This is a genomic window from Brevibacillus panacihumi W25 (genome assembly GCF_000503775.1).
Classification (GTDB): Bacteria; Bacillota; Bacilli; order Brevibacillales; family Brevibacillaceae; genus Brevibacillus; species Brevibacillus panacihumi_A.
This window is the reverse complement of record NZ_KI629787.1, coordinates 451,117-470,992: the sequence shown is the minus strand read 5'-3', so window position 1 is coordinate 470,992 and position 19,876 is coordinate 451,117. Positions and strand designations below refer to the sequence as shown.

The 19,876-nt window shown below is 53.1% G+C and carries 21 protein-coding genes; all 21 read right to left on the bottom strand.

Going from position 1 to position 19,876, the window contains the following annotated elements; genetic code table 11:
• Window position 1: 1 nt before the first annotated feature.
• The 21 genes from dmpG to ltrA all read right to left on the bottom strand — a co-directional run bounded on the left by dmpG (window position 2) and on the right by ltrA (window position 19,756).
• Window positions 2-1,030, bottom strand: coding sequence for a 4-hydroxy-2-oxovalerate aldolase (gene dmpG / locus T458_RS55645; RefSeq protein ID WP_023555556.1), 1,029 nt, complete (start codon window positions 1,028-1,030; stop codon window positions 2-4).
• A 27-nt stretch (window positions 1,031-1,057) separates the two neighbouring features.
• Window positions 1,058-1,936: an acetaldehyde dehydrogenase (acetylating) gene (locus T458_RS55640; protein ID WP_023555555.1), complete on the bottom strand. Its 879-nt coding sequence runs from the start codon at window positions 1,934-1,936 to the stop codon at window positions 1,058-1,060.
• Window positions 1,937-1,949: 13 nt separating this feature from the next.
• Window positions 1,950-2,729: a 2-keto-4-pentenoate hydratase gene (locus tag T458_RS55635; protein ID WP_023555554.1), complete on the bottom strand. Its 780-nt coding sequence runs from the start codon at window positions 2,727-2,729 to the stop codon at window positions 1,950-1,952.
• Window positions 2,730-2,802: 73 nt separating this feature from the next.
• On the bottom strand, window positions 2,803-4,272 hold the full coding sequence (locus T458_RS55630; protein WP_023555553.1) for an aldehyde dehydrogenase: 1,470 nt from the start codon (window positions 4,270-4,272) through the stop codon (window positions 2,803-2,805).
• Window positions 4,273-4,289: 17 nt separating this feature from the next.
• On the bottom strand, window positions 4,290-4,751 hold the full coding sequence (locus tag T458_RS55625; RefSeq protein ID WP_023555552.1) for a RidA family protein: 462 nt from the start codon (window positions 4,749-4,751) through the stop codon (window positions 4,290-4,292).
• A gap of 15 nt (window positions 4,752-4,766) precedes the next feature.
• A complete protein-coding gene (locus T458_RS55620; protein ID WP_035316465.1) occupies window positions 4,767-5,756 on the bottom strand; it encodes an amidohydrolase family protein in 990 nt (329 codons plus the stop codon).
• Window positions 5,747-6,286 (bottom strand): 3-hydroxyanthranilate 3,4-dioxygenase, encoded by a 540-nt coding sequence (locus tag T458_RS55615; protein WP_023555550.1) that lies wholly within the window; start codon window positions 6,284-6,286, stop codon window positions 5,747-5,749. Before T458_RS55615 ends, T458_RS55620 begins: the two co-directional genes overlap by 10 nt.
• 13 nt (window positions 6,287-6,299) lie before the next feature.
• Window positions 6,300-6,485 carry a 2-hydroxymuconate tautomerase gene (locus T458_RS55610; RefSeq protein WP_031306363.1) on the bottom strand — a complete coding sequence of 62 codons (186 nt, stop codon included), beginning with the start codon at window positions 6,483-6,485 and terminating at the stop codon, window positions 6,300-6,302.
• Between the two features lie 26 nt (window positions 6,486-6,511).
• On the bottom strand, window positions 6,512-7,039 hold the full coding sequence (locus T458_RS55605) for an FAD synthetase family protein (RefSeq protein WP_023555548.1): 528 nt from the start codon (window positions 7,037-7,039) through the stop codon (window positions 6,512-6,514).
• 107 nt (window positions 7,040-7,146) lie between these two features.
• Entirely contained in the window at window positions 7,147-8,625 is a 1,479-nt protein-coding gene (locus T458_RS55600; RefSeq protein ID WP_023555547.1) for a 4-hydroxyphenylacetate 3-hydroxylase family protein, read from the bottom strand.
• A gap of 289 nt (window positions 8,626-8,914) precedes the next feature.
• Complete coding sequence (locus tag T458_RS55595; RefSeq protein ID WP_023555546.1) at window positions 8,915-9,271, bottom strand: ArsR/SmtB family transcription factor; 357 nt, start codon at window positions 9,269-9,271, stop codon at window positions 8,915-8,917.
• Window positions 9,268-11,019, bottom strand: a complete 1,752-nt coding sequence (locus tag T458_RS55590) for a SulP family inorganic anion transporter (protein ID WP_023555545.1) — start codon at window positions 11,017-11,019, stop codon at window positions 9,268-9,270. The genes T458_RS55595 and T458_RS55590 overlap by 4 nt, the downstream gene beginning before the upstream one ends.
• Window positions 11,020-11,191: 172 nt before the next feature.
• Complete coding sequence (locus T458_RS55585; protein ID WP_023555544.1) at window positions 11,192-12,382, bottom strand: hypothetical protein; 1,191 nt, start codon at window positions 12,380-12,382, stop codon at window positions 11,192-11,194.
• A gap of 93 nt (window positions 12,383-12,475) precedes the next feature.
• Window positions 12,476-13,189: a 2OG-Fe(II) oxygenase gene (locus T458_RS55580; protein WP_023555543.1), complete on the bottom strand. Its 714-nt coding sequence runs from the start codon at window positions 13,187-13,189 to the stop codon at window positions 12,476-12,478.
• Window positions 13,182-13,730, bottom strand: a complete 549-nt coding sequence (locus T458_RS55575) for a methylated-DNA--[protein]-cysteine S-methyltransferase (protein WP_023555542.1) — start codon at window positions 13,728-13,730, stop codon at window positions 13,182-13,184. The genes T458_RS55580 and T458_RS55575 overlap by 8 nt, the downstream gene beginning before the upstream one ends.
• A 103-nt stretch (window positions 13,731-13,833) precedes the next feature.
• Window positions 13,834-14,691, bottom strand: coding sequence for a class I SAM-dependent methyltransferase (locus T458_RS55570; RefSeq protein WP_023555541.1), 858 nt, complete (start codon window positions 14,689-14,691; stop codon window positions 13,834-13,836).
• Between the two features lie 18 nt (window positions 14,692-14,709).
• Window positions 14,710-15,477, bottom strand: a complete 768-nt coding sequence (locus T458_RS55565) for a heme ABC transporter ATP-binding protein (RefSeq protein ID WP_144083934.1) — start codon at window positions 15,475-15,477, stop codon at window positions 14,710-14,712.
• A gap of 20 nt (window positions 15,478-15,497) precedes the next feature.
• Window positions 15,498-16,559 (bottom strand): FecCD family ABC transporter permease, encoded by a 1,062-nt coding sequence (locus tag T458_RS55560; RefSeq protein WP_023555539.1) that lies wholly within the window; start codon window positions 16,557-16,559, stop codon window positions 15,498-15,500.
• A gap of 16 nt (window positions 16,560-16,575) precedes the next feature.
• Window positions 16,576-17,751: an ABC transporter substrate-binding protein gene (locus T458_RS55555; protein ID WP_023555538.1), complete on the bottom strand. Its 1,176-nt coding sequence runs from the start codon at window positions 17,749-17,751 to the stop codon at window positions 16,576-16,578.
• Window positions 17,752-17,770: 19 nt separating this feature from the next.
• Window positions 17,771-18,145, bottom strand: a complete 375-nt coding sequence (locus T458_RS55550) for a (2Fe-2S) ferredoxin domain-containing protein (protein ID WP_023555537.1) — start codon at window positions 18,143-18,145, stop codon at window positions 17,771-17,773.
• Window positions 18,146-18,343: 198 nt separating this feature from the next.
• A complete protein-coding gene (gene ltrA / locus T458_RS55545; RefSeq protein WP_023555536.1) occupies window positions 18,344-19,756 on the bottom strand; it encodes a group II intron reverse transcriptase/maturase in 1,413 nt (470 codons plus the stop codon).
• Window positions 19,757-19,876 lie beyond the last annotated feature (120 nt).

The window sequence follows — 19,876 nt, the reverse complement described above, 5'->3', positions numbered from 1 at the left end:
CTTACACCCCTAACCTTTGTGCTTTGCTCATTTCAGCCGCAACGTCCAGAATCATGTCTTCCTGTCCGCCGACGACTTTGCGCTTGCCCAGCTCGATCAATATATCGCGCGGGTCTACGTTGTAGCGTTTGCCAGCACGCTCTGCGTGAAGCAGGAAGCTGGAATAGACGCCTGCATAGCCGAGAACCAGACTTCCCCGATTAATATCCTGCGGACGCGGCAGCAAAGGTCCAACGACATTCTCTGCGGCATCCATCATTTTGTAGATGTCGATTCCCAGATTGACGCCCATCCGGTCAAGGACTGCCAGCAATACTTCTGTCTGGGTATTCCCTGCACCGGCACCCAGGCAGCGCACGCTTCCGTCGATCCTTGTCGCGCCTTCCTCAATCGCCACCAGCGTGTTGGCAACCGCTACAGACAGGTTGTTGTGGGCATGGAAACCGATCTCGATATCCAGCGATTCGCGCAGGGCACTGATGCGCTCGCGAACCTCATGCGGCAGGAGCGCTCCAGCCGAATCCGTCACGTAGACCGCTTCTGCTCCGTAGCTCTCCATCAGCTTGGCTTGCTCCACCAGCTTCTCCACAGGAGCCATATGCGCCATCATCAAAAAGCCTACTGTCTCCATGCCCAGCTCGCGCGCAATGCTGATGTGCTGCGCCGAAACGTCCGCTTCCGTGACATGCGTCGCCACGCGCACCAGACTTGCGCCCAAACCGCGTGCCTGCTTCAATTCGGCAGCAGTCCCGATGCCTGGCAGAACCAGAACAGCCAGCTTGGAGCGCTTGCACTCCTGAGCCGCTGCCTCGATCAGCTTCATCTCGTCCACGAGCGAGCGTCCGTATTGCAAGGTTGAACCACCAAGTCCATCCCCATGGCTTACCTCGATGTAGTGCATGCCGGCATCATCGAGCGCGCGGGTCACATTGCGAACTTGTTCTTCCGTATATTGATGCGCAACCACGTGGCTTCCGTCGCGCAGACACACTTCCGTAATTTTGATAGGCTTGTCGCTTTTGCGTTTCATACGTGTTCCACTCTCCCTCTCTACGGATTACTTGCTGGGCTGGCTCAGCATGTGACGAGCGTAATCCTCCGCCACGCGCGTCGCTGCCGCCGTCATAATATCCAGATTCCCGGCATAATTGGGGAAGTAATCGCCCGCTCCCTCTACCTCCAGGAAAACGGTGACGCGATTTTCATCAAAAATCGGTTCCTGCTTCATCCGGTAGCCAGGTACGTATTGCTTTACAGTCTCAACCATGTCCGCAATCGATTGGCGAATCTTCTCTTCATCCATGTTCTTCACTTCGCAGTAGATCGTGTCACGCATCAGGATCGGAGGTTCTGCCGGATTCAGGATAATGATCGCCTTGCCCTGATCCGCCCCGCCTACCTCTTCGATGCCGCGTTTCGTCGTAATCGTGAATTCATCGATGTTCGCCCGAGTTCCCGGACCCGCACTTTTGCTGGAGATGGTCGCCACGATTTCCGCATAGGAGACATCTGCTACACGATTGACGGCATAGACAATCGGAATGGTCGCCTGTCCACCGCATGTGATCATGTTCACGTTCTTTTCACTCAGATTGGAGCCTGGGTTGATCGCCGGACAGAAAAACGGTCCGCGCGCGGCAGGTGTCAGGTCAATCGCCAGCTTGCCCAGTTCCTTCAATACTTTTGCATGACGCACATGTGCTTTGGCGGAAGTGGCATCAAAGAAAATCTCCGCGATGTCCGGATTTTCCTCGATAGCCTGGATGCCGTTGGAAAAGACCTTGTAGCCCCGCTCCTCCGCACGCTTCAAGCCATCTGATTCAGGATCGATCCCGATCATTGCGGTCAGTTCGATGACCTCGCTGCGCTCCAATTTATACATCAGGTCTGTGCCAATATTCCCCGAGCCGATGATGGCGGCTTTTACTTTACCCATAGTCCTTCCTCCTCTATTTAAACTTGACGGAGACGGAGCCCAGAGAACCAAACTGCGCGACGATGTTGTCGCCTGGCTCCACATTGACCGCTGCCGACAATGCGCCAGGCAGAATCAGCTCTCCTGCTTTCAATTGAATGCCGAACTCATGCAGTTTATTCGCCAGCCACGCCACCGCATGCGCGGGATGTCCCAGCGCCGCTGCTCCGGCGCCTGTGGCGATCAACTCGTCATTTTTATAAAAGGACATGCCAACGCTGCCGATGTCGATGCCGTCGATGGCGCTGATCTTCTTGCCGACTACGACCTTGGCGGAAGAACCGTTGTCCGCGACAGTATCGATCAGCTTGATCTTCCAGTCAGCGATTCGGCTGTCAATGATCTCGATGGTCGGTACCAGATACTTCGTAGCCATCAGAACATCCAGATACGTTACATTGGGTCCGACCAGATCCTGGTTCAACACAAAACCAATCTCCGCTTCCACTCGTGGACGCAGCATTTCGCTGGTATCGACCGTATCGCCGTCTTCCACCCGCATATCATCGAGCAGATGCCCGTAGTCCGGTTCGTCGACGCCCAGCATTTTTTGCATCGCGACACTGGTCAGGCCGACCTTTTTGCCGATGACCGTACGACCTTCCGCCAGCTTTCTGCGCGTGACCTCCAATTGAATTTCATAAGCGTCGGTAACATCGAGTTCCGCGTAGCGTTCCGTGATGGGAGCGATCGGGAGCCGGGTGCGTTCTGCTTCCAGCAATTCTGTGGCAATCACATCAATGACTTGTTTCATTCCATTTGCTCCTTCCCTGTATCTAGATGCCATAAAGAGTGACTCATCAGCCACTCTTTATCGCGTCAACAACTTATAACTTTAAAGTTATGGTTTTCGCTTCTGTATAAAACTCAAAGCTGTGTCGTCCGCCTTCGCGTCCTACACCGCTGGCTTTGGAGCCGCCAAACGGAGTGCGCAAGTCGCGGTAATACCAGCAATTGATCCACAAGAGACCGGAGTTGATCTTCGCAGCCACGCGGTGGGCGCGCTGCAGGTTGTTGGTCCAGACCACCCCTGCCAAGCCGTAAATCGAATCGTTGGCGATGCGAATCGCATCTTCTTCTGTTTTGAATGGAATGACGACCAGGACAGGGCCGAAGATCTCTTCCTGTGCCACTCTCATTTTGTTGTCTACATCGTACAGCACGGTCGGCTCGTAGAAGTTCCCTGCGCCGAGCTCCGGAATCCGTTTGCCGCCGATCGCCAGCTTCGCTCCCTCGGACAAGCCGATTTGCACGTAGTTGTCGACGGTTTCGAGATGGCTCTTGGAGACGAGCGCCCCCATGTCTGTCTCTTCATCCAGCGGATTGCCAACTTTGATCTTCTTCACGGCAGCCGTGAACTTCTCCAGGAACAGATCGTATACGCTCTCCTGTACGAGCAGACGGGAACCAGCCAGGCAAATCTCGCCCTGATTGCGGAAAATGGCTTCGATCGAGCCTTTTACCGCTTCATCCAGGTCCGCGTCCTCAAATACGATGTTGGCAGACTTGCCGCCCAGCTCCAGGGATACCGGGATCAGGTTCTCGGATGCATTTTTCATGACGGTTTTGCCTGTCGTGGTCTCGCCTACGAAGGACACCCGGCGTACATACGGATGCGTAGTCATTGCTGTACCCACGCTTCCGCCCGGTCCTGTGATAATATTCAGAACTCCCGGAGGAAGTCCTGCTTCATTGGCGATTTCGCCCAGCATGACCGCGGACAACGGCGTATAGGACGCCGGCTTGACGATCACGGAGTTTCCTGCTGCCAGAGCCGCAGAGGCTTTCCACGTCATTTGCATGAAGGGAAGATTCCACGGGATGATCAGGCTGGTCACGCCTGCAGGTGCGTATTTGGTATAGGACATATGCTTGGCTTGCTCGTAGTGCTCATGGTGCACGTATTTCGCCATTTCGGCAAAAAAGCGCAGATTGGATGCCGCACGGGGGATGTCAAAGCCCCGGCTTTCCTTGATCGGCTTGCCGACGTCCAGGGTTTCCACGACGGCCAGCTCTTCTACCCGCTCCATGACCAAATCGGACATTTTGCATAAGATCTTGCAGCGATCATCTACGGACATTTCACTCCAGACGCCGCTCTCGAATGTGCGCTGAGCGATATTGATCGCCTTCTCGACATCCTCCACACCAGCGTTGGCTACGTTCGCCAGCTTTTGGTTCGTAGCGGGATCGATCGTATCAAAGGTTTCCCCTGAGATGGCATCGATGTATTCTCCGTTTATGAAAAGTTTGGCATCCTTTACTGATTTGGTGTAGTCCTGTGCGACCTTGTTCACGTGAATCCCCCTTCCGATTAGTCCTCAATCTCCACGATCATTTCCACTTCCACCGCATTGTTCAGCGGCAATTGCGCCATGCCGACTGCGGAGCGGCCGTGTCTGCCCTTTTCCCCGAAGACAGCTACCAGCAAGTCGGAAGCGCCGTTCATCACTTTGGGCTGATCGGTAAAATCCGGTTCGCTGTTGACGAAGCCGAGCAGCTTGACGATGCGCTTTACCTTGCTCAGCTCGCCTACCTCCTGCTTGACGACAGCGAGCAGGTTGAGCATGCATTGGCGAGCGGCATCATAGCCGACTTCAATCGTGACATCCTTGCCCAAGCTGCCGCGGTATTCATCCGTTCCTTGTCCTGCCGTAAACAAAAGGTTGCCGACGCGCACGCAACCCACATAGGTGCCTACTGCTTGTCGGGGCTGGGGCAGTGTATAGCCCAGCTCCGCCAGTTTTTCCTCTGGAGTCATTGCTTGATTAGCCATATGTCGATTCACCTTTTATTTCATATTTAAGAAGCGAAGAGCGTTTTCTCCCATGATGGCTTTCTTCTGCTCATCCGTCAGCGAAACGGTATTCTCCACGTCATTGCCTGGAGGAATCTCGCGCAACAGGAACGGATAGTCCGAACCCATCAGGATTTTTTCATGGCCGAAGGAATCGACCAGGAACTGCACGATTTTCGGATCGTTGACCAAGGAGTCGAAGTAAAAGCTTTTGGCGTAATGGCTCGGCGGCTTGTCGATCAGACGCAAGTGCGGCCAAACCTTCCACCCTTTGTCGAGACGCGGCAAAATGTACGGGAATGATCCGCCGCCATGCGCGAAGCAGATTTTCAGATTCGGATATTTCTCCATCACACCGCCCAGAATCAGGCTGGCGGCTGCCAACGCTGTTTCGCTAGGCATCCCAACGGTGTACATCAGGTTGTGGCGGGTAATCCGGTCCTTGCCCAATGTCTCCCATGGGTGGACGAAGAGCGGCACGTTCATTTTTTCTGCCGCAGCGAAAAACTCGATCAGAGAAGGATCATCCAGGTTCTTGCCGTTGACGTTGGTGCCGATCTCAATCCCCTTCATGTCCAGCTCGTTCATGCAGCGTTCCATTTCGCGGATGGCAAATTCCGTATCCTGCAGCGGCACCGTTCCAAGACCGATGAACTTCTTCGGATTTTCCTTGACCGTCTGCGCGATGAAATCGTTCTGGATTTGCGCCATCAATGCAGCTTGCTCAGGCGGCGCCCAGTAGGAAAAGGTTACGGGAATCGGCGACAGCACCTGTACGTCTACATGTTCCCGCTCCATATCGGAGATGCGTCTGGCTGGGTCCCAACACTGGTCGGTGATTTCACGAAAGACTTTTCCGCCGACCATGATGTTGGCTCCACATGTGCATGTGCGCTGCATGACGGGCCAACGCTCCCCCGAAAACTTTTCCACAAAGTTGGGGAAATCCTCCGGAATGATATGCGTATGAAAGTCTACTCGCATTTCCACTCACTCGCTTCTTCCGGCATTACATATCCGCAATTTTTGCAAGTGCGCAGCTCTTCACTTCCATTGAATCCGGCGATCGCTTCTTTAACCTGTACCTCGATGTTGGTCAACTGTACGGTCACGCGGTGCATCTCATGGTCGCACTTGTCGCAGAACCATACGAAGTCTTCCAGTTCCCCTTCTGCACGGTCGCGCTCGATTACAAGGCCGATCGTGTCTGCCACGCGGTGAGGAGAATGCGGCACATTGGCTGGCAAGAGGAACATTTCCCCTTCCTTGACAGTGACGACTTCACGCTTGCCTTCGTCGTTGATCACTTCGACGTAGCAATCGCCTTTCAACTGGTAAAAGACCTCCTCAGACGGGTCTACGTGGAAGTCACGGCGTTTGTTCGGTCCGCCGAGCACCATCACCATCAGTTCGGCATCCTTCCAGATCACTTTGTTGTTGACAGGCGGTTTGAGCTGATCCTTGTTTTCCTCGATAAATTTCCACAGGTTAATCGGCATGAATTTGCTTGCCATATCCAATCACTCCTTATTGTTTATCCTTGGTCTTGCCGCCTACAGCCCAATGCTTGTGGGGCAGTTCATGAATCAACACACGGATGCTCTGCAGCGGAGCGCCCAGCGACTGTTCGACCGCATGGGTCACGTTCTGGATGAGCCGCTCCTTGTCTTCATCAGATCTTCCTTCTAAAATGCGAATCTCTATGATCGGCATGAGAATCCCTCTTCCGTGAAAAATGTTCACTGCCACCCCAAAAGAGATAATGTCTTCTGCGTCTCCCCCTGGGAAAGCAAGTGACGGATGCGTGTAGATGAGATCGTCTTGCCATCGGGACAGTGGACAGGCTCTATGATCTGGACGGGAAAATGACGGGCCAAAAGCTCGACATTTCCCTCTCTGTTTTGACCGAATTGAAAATCGTTGCCAACGTGGATGCACAGTGGATGAAGCCGCGCCAACTCCGTCACAAAGGAGGACGCGCTGCGCTTGGTATAGCTCTCGTCAAAACGGGCGACCACCACATGATCGACGCCAAGCATGGCGATGCGCGATACTTTTTCCTCTATGGGCGTCAGAATCTGCGCACCCGAGAAATAATGGCGCGGAGGGGGATCGAAGGTATAGACCAGACTGGGCACCCCCAGCATCCGGCTTCGCCTGACGGTTTGACGTATGACTTCCTGATGGCCTTTATGCACACCATCAAACGCGCCAATGGCGATGACGGAGCCGGATAATGTCAGCGTTCCCTCTGTATGCGTCTCCATCGTGTCTCCCTCCAGCAATCATCTCGCCGGGAGAGGCAATAGTCTGCCCTCCCCGGCGGAACGGTCGCATCGATTGAAACCGCTTCCGTTCTTTTTTACAGAAAGTATTAAACCGTCGTTTTGTCTTTTACAAAATCAGGCAGGTTGAGCGCCTCGTCGACCAGGCTGAACGTGTTGTTGCGTTTGAATTGGTTGTAGAATATCGCTCTCTTGCGGATCGGATCGCCTGTGTAGTAGCGCTCGTACTGGAGCAGGCGCTGTCCGAATGCCTCTCCGCACAGATCCCAAGCCAGCTTGAAAATTTTCACGCGCTGTTCGGCGGAAATGCCTTCACGGCCCAGGTAGTACCTTTCCATATCCCCCGCAATCTCTGGGGCTGCGAAGTCCGCACCAGTCGGCGACATCAGCAGGCCGCCCGCGCCGATGATCTGAATGACTTCGATCGCTCGTGGATACACGGTCGGCATCAAGCCGCGGATCGTCTCCAGCGATACTCCCCCTGGCATCACTTCGCCAGACGGCAAGGTCTCGAACTCGTGCTCTGCCACTCGCAGAAGAGCGCGAATGGTTTCGACGGACTGGATCAGCTCCCCGAGCTGGTCCTGAACGTTCAGGAAGACATCTACACCGATGGAATCGGCTACCCGGCAAGCCACTTCTGCGGCGAACTGGAGCTTGATCAGTCCGCGCACACCGGATTGGTGAGCAGGCTGCTGCGCGATGCCTGTCTTCGGATAGAGCAGGTTGGCTGCTTCTACGTTGTTGTACAGGAATACGCGATCCCAAGGAACGAGTACATTATCGAAGACCAAGACGGCATCCATCTCTTCAAAGCGGGAAGCCAGCGGGTGGTCGAACAGCGGACGTGTGCCGTCCTGCATCGGTTCGCGGCACAGCATGCGCAGTCCCGGCGTATCGATCGGAAGCGCGAAGGCGAGAGCATAGCGCTCATCTCCAGGCTTGAAGCCAGGGAACGAATAGATGATCACTTCATCTGTGATCGGAGCCAGCGTAGCCAGCATTTTCGCGCCGCGTACGACCAACCCTTCCGGCGTTTCCTTGACGGCACCCAGGTGAGTGAACATGTCGTTCTGTTCATGGGAGCTCTTGCTGCGGTCGTTCTGCGGATTGATGATGGCGTGCGTCAGGAACAGGTCGTTATCGCGGATATAGCGATAGTAATTTTTGATGTTTACCGCCCAGTCAGGGTTGTACTTGTCGAGGAAGTCCGCGTTGCTGTACATCGATGTAACCACGACGTTCAGGAAGTCCGGCGTTCTGCCCATCAGACCGAATGTCGCTCTTGCGAAAACCTCGAACACCGCTCTGCGCTTTTGCAGATCTTCGTAGTTTCTTGGTACGAGGAAAGCGTTGTTGACGCGCTCCCCTGTCTCCTCACAGATGTGCGTGATTTGATCCTGGTATTTGGGATCATGCTGCATGTCATACAGATTGGCCATTTCGAGAATCGGACGTTTGAATACTGGCTCCTCGAAAACATTGGTGATTTTGCGTCCCGACATCCATACTTCCGGCTGGCGGGATTTTACCGCTTCGATATACTGAGCGCCTGTGCGAATACCCATAAGAAAGCCTCCTTTTTGCTGTCATGCTTATCGTTGCTGTTTTTAAAAGATTACGAATATTTACCTTGTGCTTGTCACCCGCCTTCTCGCTTTTCTTCGTTTGCGTGTGTTCCGCTCTTAGTTGCATTATAAACGCCATGCAAAATGCTTATTGTATTGTAGTTAACGTTTTGTTGAATAAGAAATGAAACTGTCGAAACTTTCCCAAAAGAAAAAAACCGCCCTTGAGCCTTCAAGGCCAGGCGGTCTTCTCACTGGAACGAGAGGGCAGGTCTACACTCATTCAGGATTACTTCCCCGAAGATTCGCTGTCATTGCCGTTCTCGTCATTGAATTTATCCAGCATGGAAATCGCATCAATCAAATGGTTGTTAAAAATCTGCCGGGCGATCTGCAGCAGATCTACAATCAACGGCTCGCGCAGCGCATAGAGCACCTTGTTGCCGTCTTTGGTTCCGTACACGATATTTTTTGCCCGAAGAATGCTCAATTGCTGCGAGACGGCGGAGCCCTCCGTGCCGATCAGCGACTGCAGCTCATTTACATTTTTGTCGCCTTCTGCCAGCAACTCTAGTATCCGTATGCGCAAGGGGTGAGCCAGGGCCTTGAAAAAGTCAGCCTTAAACTGTTGCAGTTCTAAATTCATCCGTCTCCTCCTTTTGAGTTGGTAAGAAGCGGTTTGATCGGATTGGACAGAAGCGTACATTCCTGAAATGCGAAATGTTTACATCCAATACACTTCTTATTTTCAAGTTTGGTCAGGGCAAAATCAATCGCTTTGCCTGTATGTTCAAAGAAATGTTGTTCGCCAATCATCCTGTATAATCCTGTTTTTTGCAGCATTTCGCGCGGTTGCGCCTGAATGCCCGAGACGAGCACTATCCCGCCGCTTCTATGGACTTGCTCCACAATATCAGCCAGATTTTGATCTGCCGTCGTATCCAGATAAGGTACTTTGCCCATCCGCAGCAGGAGGATCCTTTGGGTGTGCGGGAGCGTGTCTAGGACCAAGCTGCCAAATATTTTCGCTGCACCAAAAAACAGCGGGCCTTCTACCGTACAAATCCGAAATTGCGGACAATCATGAAGCTCTGACACGACATGCGCTCTCACTTTGTTGCTTCTGTCTTCATGATCCGGAAGCACCTTGGTCACCTTTACAGAATTGCTCATCTTCCAAATAAACTGAAGGATCGCCAACGCCAGCCCTGCTTCCACCGCTACAGTCAGATTGACAAATACGGTCAACAAAAAGGTTGCCAGCAGAATGACGGAGTCACTTGTCCTGGTCCTGAGCAGCGAAAGAAACTCTTTTCGTTCACTCATGTTCCAAGCGACTACCATCAACACCGGAGCCATGCTGGCGATGGGAATACGGGAAGCGTACGGAGCAAACAAGAGCAGGACGGCCAAAACGACCAGGGCGTGGACAATGCCTGCTACTGGCGATGCGGCACCGTTGCGAATATTTGTAGCAGTCCGTGCAATCGCCCCTGTCACCGGTATGCCTCCGACCAGTGGAGCCGCGATATTGGCGATTCCTTGCCCGATTAGCTCACGATTGCTGTCGTGCTTGCTTCCCGTCATCCGGTCCGCCACAACCGCCGAAAGCAATGATTCGATACCGCCAAGCAGCGCAATGACCAGCGCGGGCTGCAGCATATTCACCATGCTTTCCCATGAAATCGACGGCCAACGAAGAGCGGGAAAGCCGCTGGCAATCTCTCCGAAAGTGGAGCCAATCGTCGCCACCTGCCCGGGGTAAAAAAGATTGGCCACTACGCTGGCCACGATCAGCCCGGCTAATGGTCCTGGAATGCGTGGCAGAAGCCTGGGAGTAGCCAATATCAGTACAAGAGAGAGCAAAGCAGTACCGACGCTGTAGACATTCAACGTGTTCAGATGGGAGATGACCTCTGCCATGCTGGAGATAAAATCCTCGTGTCTCTCCATGCCGGAAAGGCCGAGAAAATTGCCGATCTGCCCCGAAGCGATGATCACAGCGATCCCGGAGGTAAAGCCGACTGTGACGGGGCGAGGGATAAATTTGATCAGGGAACCCAGGCGAAAAACGCCCATCAACACCAGGATGATACCCGCCATGAATCCGGCAATCAACAGGTTTTCGTATCCGTAGACCATGACGATGCCGAGCAGGATCGGGATGAATGCACCCGTAGGCCCGCCGATCTGAAAGCGGGACCCGCCAAAAAGAGAGATGAAAATACCAGCAATAATAGAAGAATAAATGCCGTACTCCGGTTTGACTCCTGACGCTATCGCAAAAGCCATGGAAAGCGGAATCGCCACAATCCCTACGATCAGGCCTGCCAGCAAGTCCTCTCGCAGCGATTGGAACGAATACCCCGAGAATCTCCCCCATGCTGTCTTCACAAAGCATCCCTTCTTCTTTAGTATTATTGAATATTTGATTTTTTGAATATACGTATTATAAAGCATGAGTGTTGAAGATTGTCAATCACCGAAAGCACCAGAAAATGAAAAAGCGCCCGCGATGGAGATGGCGCTTTCTCTCCATTACGGGCGCTTTTTTACTTCCTATCCATTAGTGAAACTCATGTACCTTTGTCCATTGCTTGCCGCCGTCCGAAGTCGTGTACATTACAGAAGGCTCGCTCGCATCTGTTGTAATCAGCCAGCCTTTTTGGGCGTCAGCAAAAGCCAAGAGCATCGGGCCGAAGCCGCTGAACTTCTGGTCCGATTTCCCCAACGTCTTCCCGCCGTCCTTCGTCCAGCCGATCGTATTGGGCACATCGCAGGCCATGCATTGTTCCCCCAGGAAGGCAACCTTCGTATCTACGACGTAAAAAGGACCCGGACTCGATCCGCCAAGCGACGGTCCCTCGCGATAATCTGCCGGGAAACCGGGAGCGGGACCTCCTCCTGCAGAGGACTTCGCGATTACGACCTGCCAATCCCCGCCGCCATTTGCCGTATGAAACAGCGAGTATGAGGTTTGTGTCATCCCCGTACCGCCAATCCATTCAACCCAGGCATCTTCTCGCCCCGCTGAACGGATGATGGCATTCACAGGCGGTTCTACCACTTCACGGGACATCACTGTTTTCCAAGTCTTGCCTCCGTCGACGGTTCGCTTCACCTGAGCGGTCTTCTGTTCCTGGGTGACTGCCCACCCATTTTGCTTATCGTGGAAATACGCCTCTCCTATGACATGCTCCGGAATCGGCAGCTTGCTCCACGTCTTTCCGCCGTCCGTCGTCCGCCAATTGCCGCTAAACGCCTCCTCTGGGGATACGAAGTGGAAAAAACCATTGCCCGGCACTTTCCCGGCAGAAGACCAATTTTTCCCGCCGTTGGTTGTATGAAGCAGCAGACGTTCCCCGGCTGTGGTCTCATCTGCGGAGACGGCCGCCCATGCTTCCTGTGAGTTGAGCGCAAACAATTGGCTGACGGTGCCATCTACCCGTTGCTGCACCTGCCAGTTCTTCCCGGCATCCTCTGTTCTGGCAATCCAACCCTCTCCACCGACCCAGCCTGTGGAAAAGTCGGCGAGTCGAACCGCTGTAACTTTCTTTTGGTCAGGCTGTGTCTCTTCTGATGAAGGCGTTTGATTATCCGTTTGTTGCGGGGGTTCGGTACTCGGGGCTGTAGCTGGTTGCGTCGTCTGTACGTCGCGGCCTTGGCTTTCCTCCGTGGACGTCTGGCACCCTCCCACCAGCAAACTCAAAACGAGAGTAAGAATGGCTGCCCATGCTCCCGCAAATCGAATCTTCATTGTTGATCACTCCCTCAGTTGGTTGGGATGAGCCTTCCACTACGACTCTCTATCAGTTTTGACGGACTGCCTTCATAAATATTACAGCTGATTTCACTTGGCATCATGAAAAATGATCCCCAACGTGTAGCGAAGCCCGGATGTGACCGTGCTGACGCCGTGACGAAGCGTGGCCTTGTAGAAGCCGCGCGTTCCCTGCACAGGCCGGTGATTTGTGGGAAAGACAAGCCCTTCCCCTCTCTCCAGAGTAATCACATGGCCCCTACTTTGCATTCGGGGGCGCTGCTCGACGAGAAGAAACTCGCCTCCGGTATAATCGTCTCCCTTTTGATTGAGGGCAAACACGACCTGGAAGGGAAAATAGACGTCGCCGTACAGATCCTGATGCAAACAGTTGTAGCCGCCAGCTTCGTATCTCAAGATCAATGGGGTAGAACGTGTCTGCCCCTGCTGGCGGCAATGCTCCAAAAAGGCGGACAATGCGGACGGGTAGACCGCTTCCTGCCCAAGCTGCTCACGCCAGCGATTGGCTGTTTTTGCCAGCTCCGGATACAGGCTCTTGCGAAGGTTTTGCAGAATGTCGGGCAGTGGAGACTGATAGTAGCGATACTCGCCCACGCCGAAGCGATACCTTGCCATATCGATGGTAGCGCGAAAAAGGGCAGGCTCCTCATAACCCCGGATCAAATCGTCGCATTGCTCCTGGTCCAATAGGGAGGGAATTTTGGCAAATCCCTGTTCATCCAGTGTTTGTTGCAGCGTGTCCCAATCCCAAGCAGCCATTTTTGTCGCCAGTCGATCAGGCATGTTGCCGGCTCCTTTCCTCCCGGGAAAACTCCTTCTCCCCCTGCAGCAGCTTCTTTTTCATCTCCAGGCCGCCACGGTAGCCGGTGAGAGAGCCATTTTTGCCAATTACCCGATGACAAGGCACAGCGATCAAGACAGGATTCGCGCCAATCGCCGCCCCCACCGCTCGTACCGCCGCCTTTTTGCCCATTCGTTCGGCAATCTCTGTGTAAGACCGGGTCTCCCCGTACGGAATCTCGCACAGCGCATTCCACACCTCTCGCTGGAACGGAGTGCCGTGCCAATCCAACTGGATGGTAAAGCTGTTTCGCAACCCTTGGAAATACTCACGAAGTTCTGTCGCATACGGATGCATGGTCTTATCATCCTGTACAAGCTCACCAGACGGAAAGTGCTGTTGCACCCAGGCAACCAACTCGTCTACGGGCTGATTGGGAGAGCCGACATAGCAGAGTCCTTTTGAAGTCGCAGCGATATAGAGGCTCCAGTCCTCCACTGACAGCAGCGTCCAGTATATCGTGGACACGGGTTTCTTTTTCATCAAGCGTACACCTCCATTGCGGATTTCATTTCGTTTCCCATTCCACGGAAAGTATACCCTCGATGGCTGTTGTCTGTACCCATTTTTGAATGGATGAGCAAGATTATGAAGGAAAAATTTTTCTCTCCGGCTTCCAATACAACAAAGCGGCCTTAAATCGATGTATATATGCAGGCTTGCCGTCGATCCACACCAGGTACTTGCGCAAAATCGCTTCTGCTTTCTCCCTGTCGTACTGGGTCTCCATAATCGCCCGAAGATTATCTTTTACAAATTCCTCCTCAGAGTCGTACAGATACGTCTTTTGAAGATCGAGAATCTTGCAATTTACGTCAATCCCCAGCTCGTACAGCAAGTTGGTTAGATGAATATAATCTCTTCTGGCAAAGCGAATGCGGTATCCGAGCTTTTCGTAAATCTCCCAGTAATGCGGCTTTTCCGGTCCGCTGGTTAAGCCGACTACGGCCAGACGACGCGCTGTATTGTTCATATGGAGCAATGCCTGGTCGATCTCCTTCATCCGGTAATAGCAATTCACCCCAAACACCACATCATAGTTCTTGGGAGATTCATATCCCTCCCATTTGGCATGGACAAAGCTCATGTTGGCAATGCCTTTTGTCTGGGCTTCCTTCGCCAGGTAATCCAGTACGCTGGCGGAACTGTCCACACAAGTGAGAGCGGATGCTTTGCTGGCTGCGGAAAACGTATAATTCCCCCACCCCGGCCCTATTTCCAGCACTTCATCTTCGGGTTGAATCAAAGCAACCAGCTCCCCGCAGATGTCAGCCACATAAGCATCAGGTTCGGGACGGTTCGATTTATCCTGCAAAAATTGGTTCCAGAACTTCTCTTCCAGCGCGTCGTCCGTCATGCGTGGCGGAAGTATGCCTTCCCAATTCTTCATTCCTTCGAGCCAGCGCGATTTGGAATCCAGCGACAACCTTACTCCATGGTACATATGGTTTCTCCCCTTTCTTTATCTGCTGACAGGACGAACGGCGGTCATTTTCAACCCGTAGCTGCCTGATTCGATCTCGACCTGTACACCGTATACCTGCTCGAGATGGGAAGGTGTACATACTTCCTCTGGTCTGCCGGAAGCAAAAATCTCTCCGTCCTTCAATAGATAGATGTGATCCGAATATCTGGCAGCCAGCTCCAGGTCGTGCAGAATGAGGACGATCAACACCTGCTGCTGAACAGCCAGCTCCCGAACCAGCTCCAGCACCTCCAGCTGATGCCGGATGTCCAGCGCGGAAGTCGGTTCGTCCAACAGCAGCACCTCCGGCTCCTGTGCCAGCGCGCGCGCAATGAGCACCTTCTGCCTTTCACCGCCGCTCAATTCATCCAGGTATCGTTCGCTCATGGCCGTAAGCTGCAGCTTGTCCATGATGTCGGTTACGACTCGCATGTCTTTTGCCGTGATGCCCCATTTGATATACGGTTTTCGTCCCAAAAGAATGGTCTCCATTACGGTCAGAGGAAAGCCGAAGGACGAGTGCTGCGGGACATAGCCCTGTTTTTTCGCCAGCTCATTCGCCGCAAACGAGCGGACATCCCGCCCGTCGAGCCACACCTTTCCTCTGGCCGGAGGGAGGATCGAAGCAAGGCTCTTGAGCAGCGTCGTTTTCCCCGCGCCGTTCGGACCGATGATGCTGACGACTTCACCGCGTGACATGCTCATCACGATATCCTGTAAAATGGTCTTGTCCCCGAATTGCACGGATAAGCCCGTAACCTGCATATACACGTGATCATCCCCCCTCATGCCCAGTAATCCCGGCGCTTTTTCACGAGCAGATAGACGAAAAACGGAGCGCCAAACAGCGCGGTAATGATTCCCACGGGTATTTCGACCGGAGACAGCAGCATGCGGGCTGCGGTATCAGACAGCAGCAGCAGCAAAGCTCCGACAAGACAGGAGCAGGGCAGCAGAAAACGGGTGTCCGTGCCGATGATGATCCGACTGATGTGCGGCGCAACCAGCCCGATAAAGCCGATAATCCCGGTAAATGCAATCGTCGTGGAGGCCATCATCGTGACGATGAGCAGGCAGACCCAGCGGATGCGTTTTACTTTTACCCCTAACGTCCGCGCCACTTCTTCGCCGGCGCTGAGCGCGTTCAGATCCCAGGCGTACTTGATCAAAATTGCCAATGATACGACCAGCAGCGGGATCAAAATCTGCAGGACCTGCCATTTCGCTCCCCAGAAGCCGCCCATGAGCCACACGACCAGATCCTTTAATGCTTCGTTGTCGGAAAAGTACTTCAAGCCGGAGACTCCCGCCGAGAATAATTGGCCAATCGCCACTCCTGCCAGCAAAAGCACGGTGGTAGAACTGTTTTTTAGTCTCGCAATGCCGTATACGACAAGGACAGCCAGACAGCCAAAGACAAAGGCATTGAGCGCAATCATCCAATGCCCCGACTGGACCAGATTGATCCCAAACACGCTTGCCCCGGCTACAATCGCCAAGGCCGCGCCAAAAGCCGCACCGCTGGATACCCCCAAAGTAAACGGATCTGCCAGCGGGTTGCGCAGCAAGGCCTGCATGATCACTCCGGCGCACGAGAGCGAGATTCCCGTCACGATCGCCATGACGATCCGTGGAAGCCGCACTTCATAGACAATGTAGGTAAGCATCTCATCCGAGCTCTGACCGAATAAGATCTTAAGCAGATCGTACAGCGGCACCTCTACCGCGCCCCGACTGATCGCATACAGTGTCGAGGCGATCAGGAGCAGCATGGTTGCGCCGAGCAAAAGCAGCTTTCTTCGGACACTCCCCTGATACAGGGCCATGACCTTCCCTTCGATCGGCACGCGGACGCTCCTCTCTTTACTTTGCATCTTTATAGGAATAGGTCCATATCCCTTTGTACGGGACATTCAACCACTTTTCATAATACTCTCGGGCATATTGCTCAGGGTCGACGTCCTGGAACAAGTCCGGATACAAATATTTCGCCAGCTGCAGCGTGCCGATATAACGCTTGTCCGACCCTACAAAATTGGTGTAGAAGAAGTAGATATCCCGGGTTTGCCCTGCCTTGAGCCGGGAAACGGAGGTCGTTTTCATGATATTGTCCAGCGCTTCTTCAAACGGCTTGGCATCTTCCGTCTCGTATCCGCCCAGCCAGGTGCCATGCAGGGTAATCACATCCGGGTTGCGTTTCAGCACGTACTCCTCGTCCACCATGATCGTGGTCGATGACTCGGCCGGGTTCCACTCCAGATCCGCAGCATCCTTTCCGCCCGCCAAGATCGTGGCGTAGCCTTCTCCCACTCCCGGTTTTCCGCCTATCGACTGACTGGGAAAAATGCGATAGCCGCCGTTCGTATTGAGAAAACCTGCGGATAGTGCCAAGACGCTTTTCTTTTCTTCCTCCTTCAAGCCTGCCACGCGATCTGCCAAAAGCTGCTCGATGGAATGCTTCCACTCAAGGAATTGTTCTGCCTTGTCGGTTTTGCGGAACAATTTCCCCAGCAGGCGAAGCTCCTCGTCCATCTGCTCCGGCAAGTAATTATTGATGCGGACGACCTTGATCCCCGCAGGCTCCAGCTTTTCCTCCAGCGTCTGATCCGGCCGGTTGGTATATGCAAACACAACTTGCGGCTTCAAGCTCAAGATCAGCTCCAGATTGACCTGTTTGGTCTCGCCCACGTCCGGCTTGCCCGCCAATTCCAAATAGGGGTTGTTTTTGATCGTCGTATCGCCTGTCGCCAGAATGGCATCTTTTGCCCCCAGCAAGGTGATGGCTTCCGCCGTATTACGATTGAGCACGACCGCCCGCTCGATTGGCAGAGGCAGGGTGATTTCTTTGCCTGCCGTGTCCGTAAACGTCAGGACTTCGGGTTCGTGGGTTTCGGTGGCAGGCGACGCCTGATTCGGCGGCGATGATGGCTGTTCAGGCTCAGAGCTGGGCGCAGAAGCGCAGCCCGTGAGCAGCAGGATTGCGAATATGGCGATCAACCACGGTATTGTGATTGTTCTTCTCTGTTTTGTGATTGTCATCTCGGTTCTCTCCCCGATTTTATTCCTTCTTGCCTGTTTTCTTGGAAATCCCCACAGAAACGTCTTGTGCAGGTACGAAACCATTCTGATACGTATAGAGGAGATTTTCTTGCAACGGCTTTCCTTCTCGTACATGCTGCGTGATGATTTGCTGCGCCAGGTCAGGCGTCACATCCTTGTACCAGACGCCGAGCGGGTAGATCATGACGACGCATGCATTCTCACAGCGTCCGTTGCACCGGGTCCGCGTCGTATGTATCAAATGATCGGCTTCGTTCTCCCGGATGGCATCGCGGATCGCTTGTGTTACCTCCTCTCCGCCACGCTTCATGCAGCTCCCCCCATTGCAGATGAATACATGCTGCTGGGTTCCAGACAGATTCCAGGTTGTCATTCTCTCTCCACTCCCTCTATACATCTTATTGCGGCTTCATAAATCGTAATAATTACGTTTTAAGGATAGCTGTTGCTTTTTTCCATGTCAACTCCTCCACGACACGAATGTATAATCGGGTAGGAGGCTACCCATTATTTGGGCAGCCGACCTCCCACACCACCGTACGTACCGTTCGGTATACGGCGGTTCCTAAGTTTACGCAGTGACTTGTCGATAATAATCTGAAAAGAATATGAAACCGAGTCCTTTGATCGTGTTGTTTCCGAGGGATTGGGCGAGGATGGGACTATTGGAGGTTCTCCAGTAGCTCTTTCTTGTGTTTGCGTATTCCCATGCCTTCTGGTCTTGGACTCCGAATAATTTCAGCATTTTAAACCTTGTCCTTATCCGTTTCCATTGCTTCCAGTAGATCATGCGAATTCGCCTTCGCATCCATTCATCCGTGGTTTGGAGCAGTTTCTTCATGTCGGCAATTTTGAAATAGTTCACCCAGCCCATGATATATCGTCTGAGCTTCACGGCTCTGTCTTCGTTTCCTATTCCGTTGCTTCTTGCGGTCAACTCCTTAACCTTGGTTTTCATCTTCACGATGGATTTCGGATGGATTCTGACTCTCGTCTGCCCCTTGAGGGAGTAAAATGAGAAACCAAGAAATTTGACCTTCCTCGCCTCATCCACGACCGTCTTCTCCCGATTTACTTTGAGGAAGAGTTTCTTCTCGATAAAGGGGAGGATGTTCCTCAGCGCTCGCTCAGCACTTTTTCTGCTCTTGCAGAAGATGAGCAGATCGTCCGCATAGCGGACGAACCTATGACCTCTGTTTTCCAGTTCTGTGTCCAATTCGTTCAGCATGATATTGCTAAGTATTGGACTCAGATTGCCCCCTTGCGGTACACCGACTTCCGTTTCTTCAAACTTATGCTTCACGATGACGCCAGCTTTTAGGTACTTGTGTATGAGTGAGATGACCCGCCCGTCCTTGATGGTTCTCGATAATACCTCGACGAGTTTACTTTGATTCACGGTGTCGAAGTATTTCTCCAAGTCCATATCCACCACGTATTTGTACCCTTCTTGTATGTTCGCCTGACTTCTTCTGATTGCATCATGTGCGCTTCGTTTGGGGCGGAAGCCGAAACTATTCTCGGAGAACTCTTTCTCATAGATCGGCGTAAGCACTTGCGCTATGGCTTGTTGGATGACTCGATCAACAACCGTCGGGATTCCCAGGTTTCTTTTCTTTCCATTCTCTTTGGGGATTTCTACCCTCCGAACGGGGTTCGGACGGTATTTCCCGTCCAGGATTGATTGCCTGAGTGTCTCCCCATTCTCTTTGAGATGTTGTAGAAGTTCATCCACTCCCATCCCATCAATTCCGTGGGAGCCTTTGTTCGCTTTGACTCTCTTGAACGCTTCGTTCAGATTGTTCCTGCTCACAATTTTCTCGAGCAATCCATCCTTCGGCAAGTCTGTGTTGGTGTTATCCGTTTCAGTTATCCTCGCAGGAATGTGCGCTCCCGCATATCCTTCGTGTTCCGCACTATCTTTCTGCGTGAAGCCTTCCGTTGGAAGTTGGCTGCCCTTTGCTCCTGTTTTGGTAACTTTCATTGACTCACACCTCCTTAGGTTCGGCCCTTCCCGCATGTTGTCGACTGCATGCGGTACTATGGCGTCTGCTGACTTCTCATGATAAATCTTGTTTCAACCGTGATTCGAAGTGCATCTCCT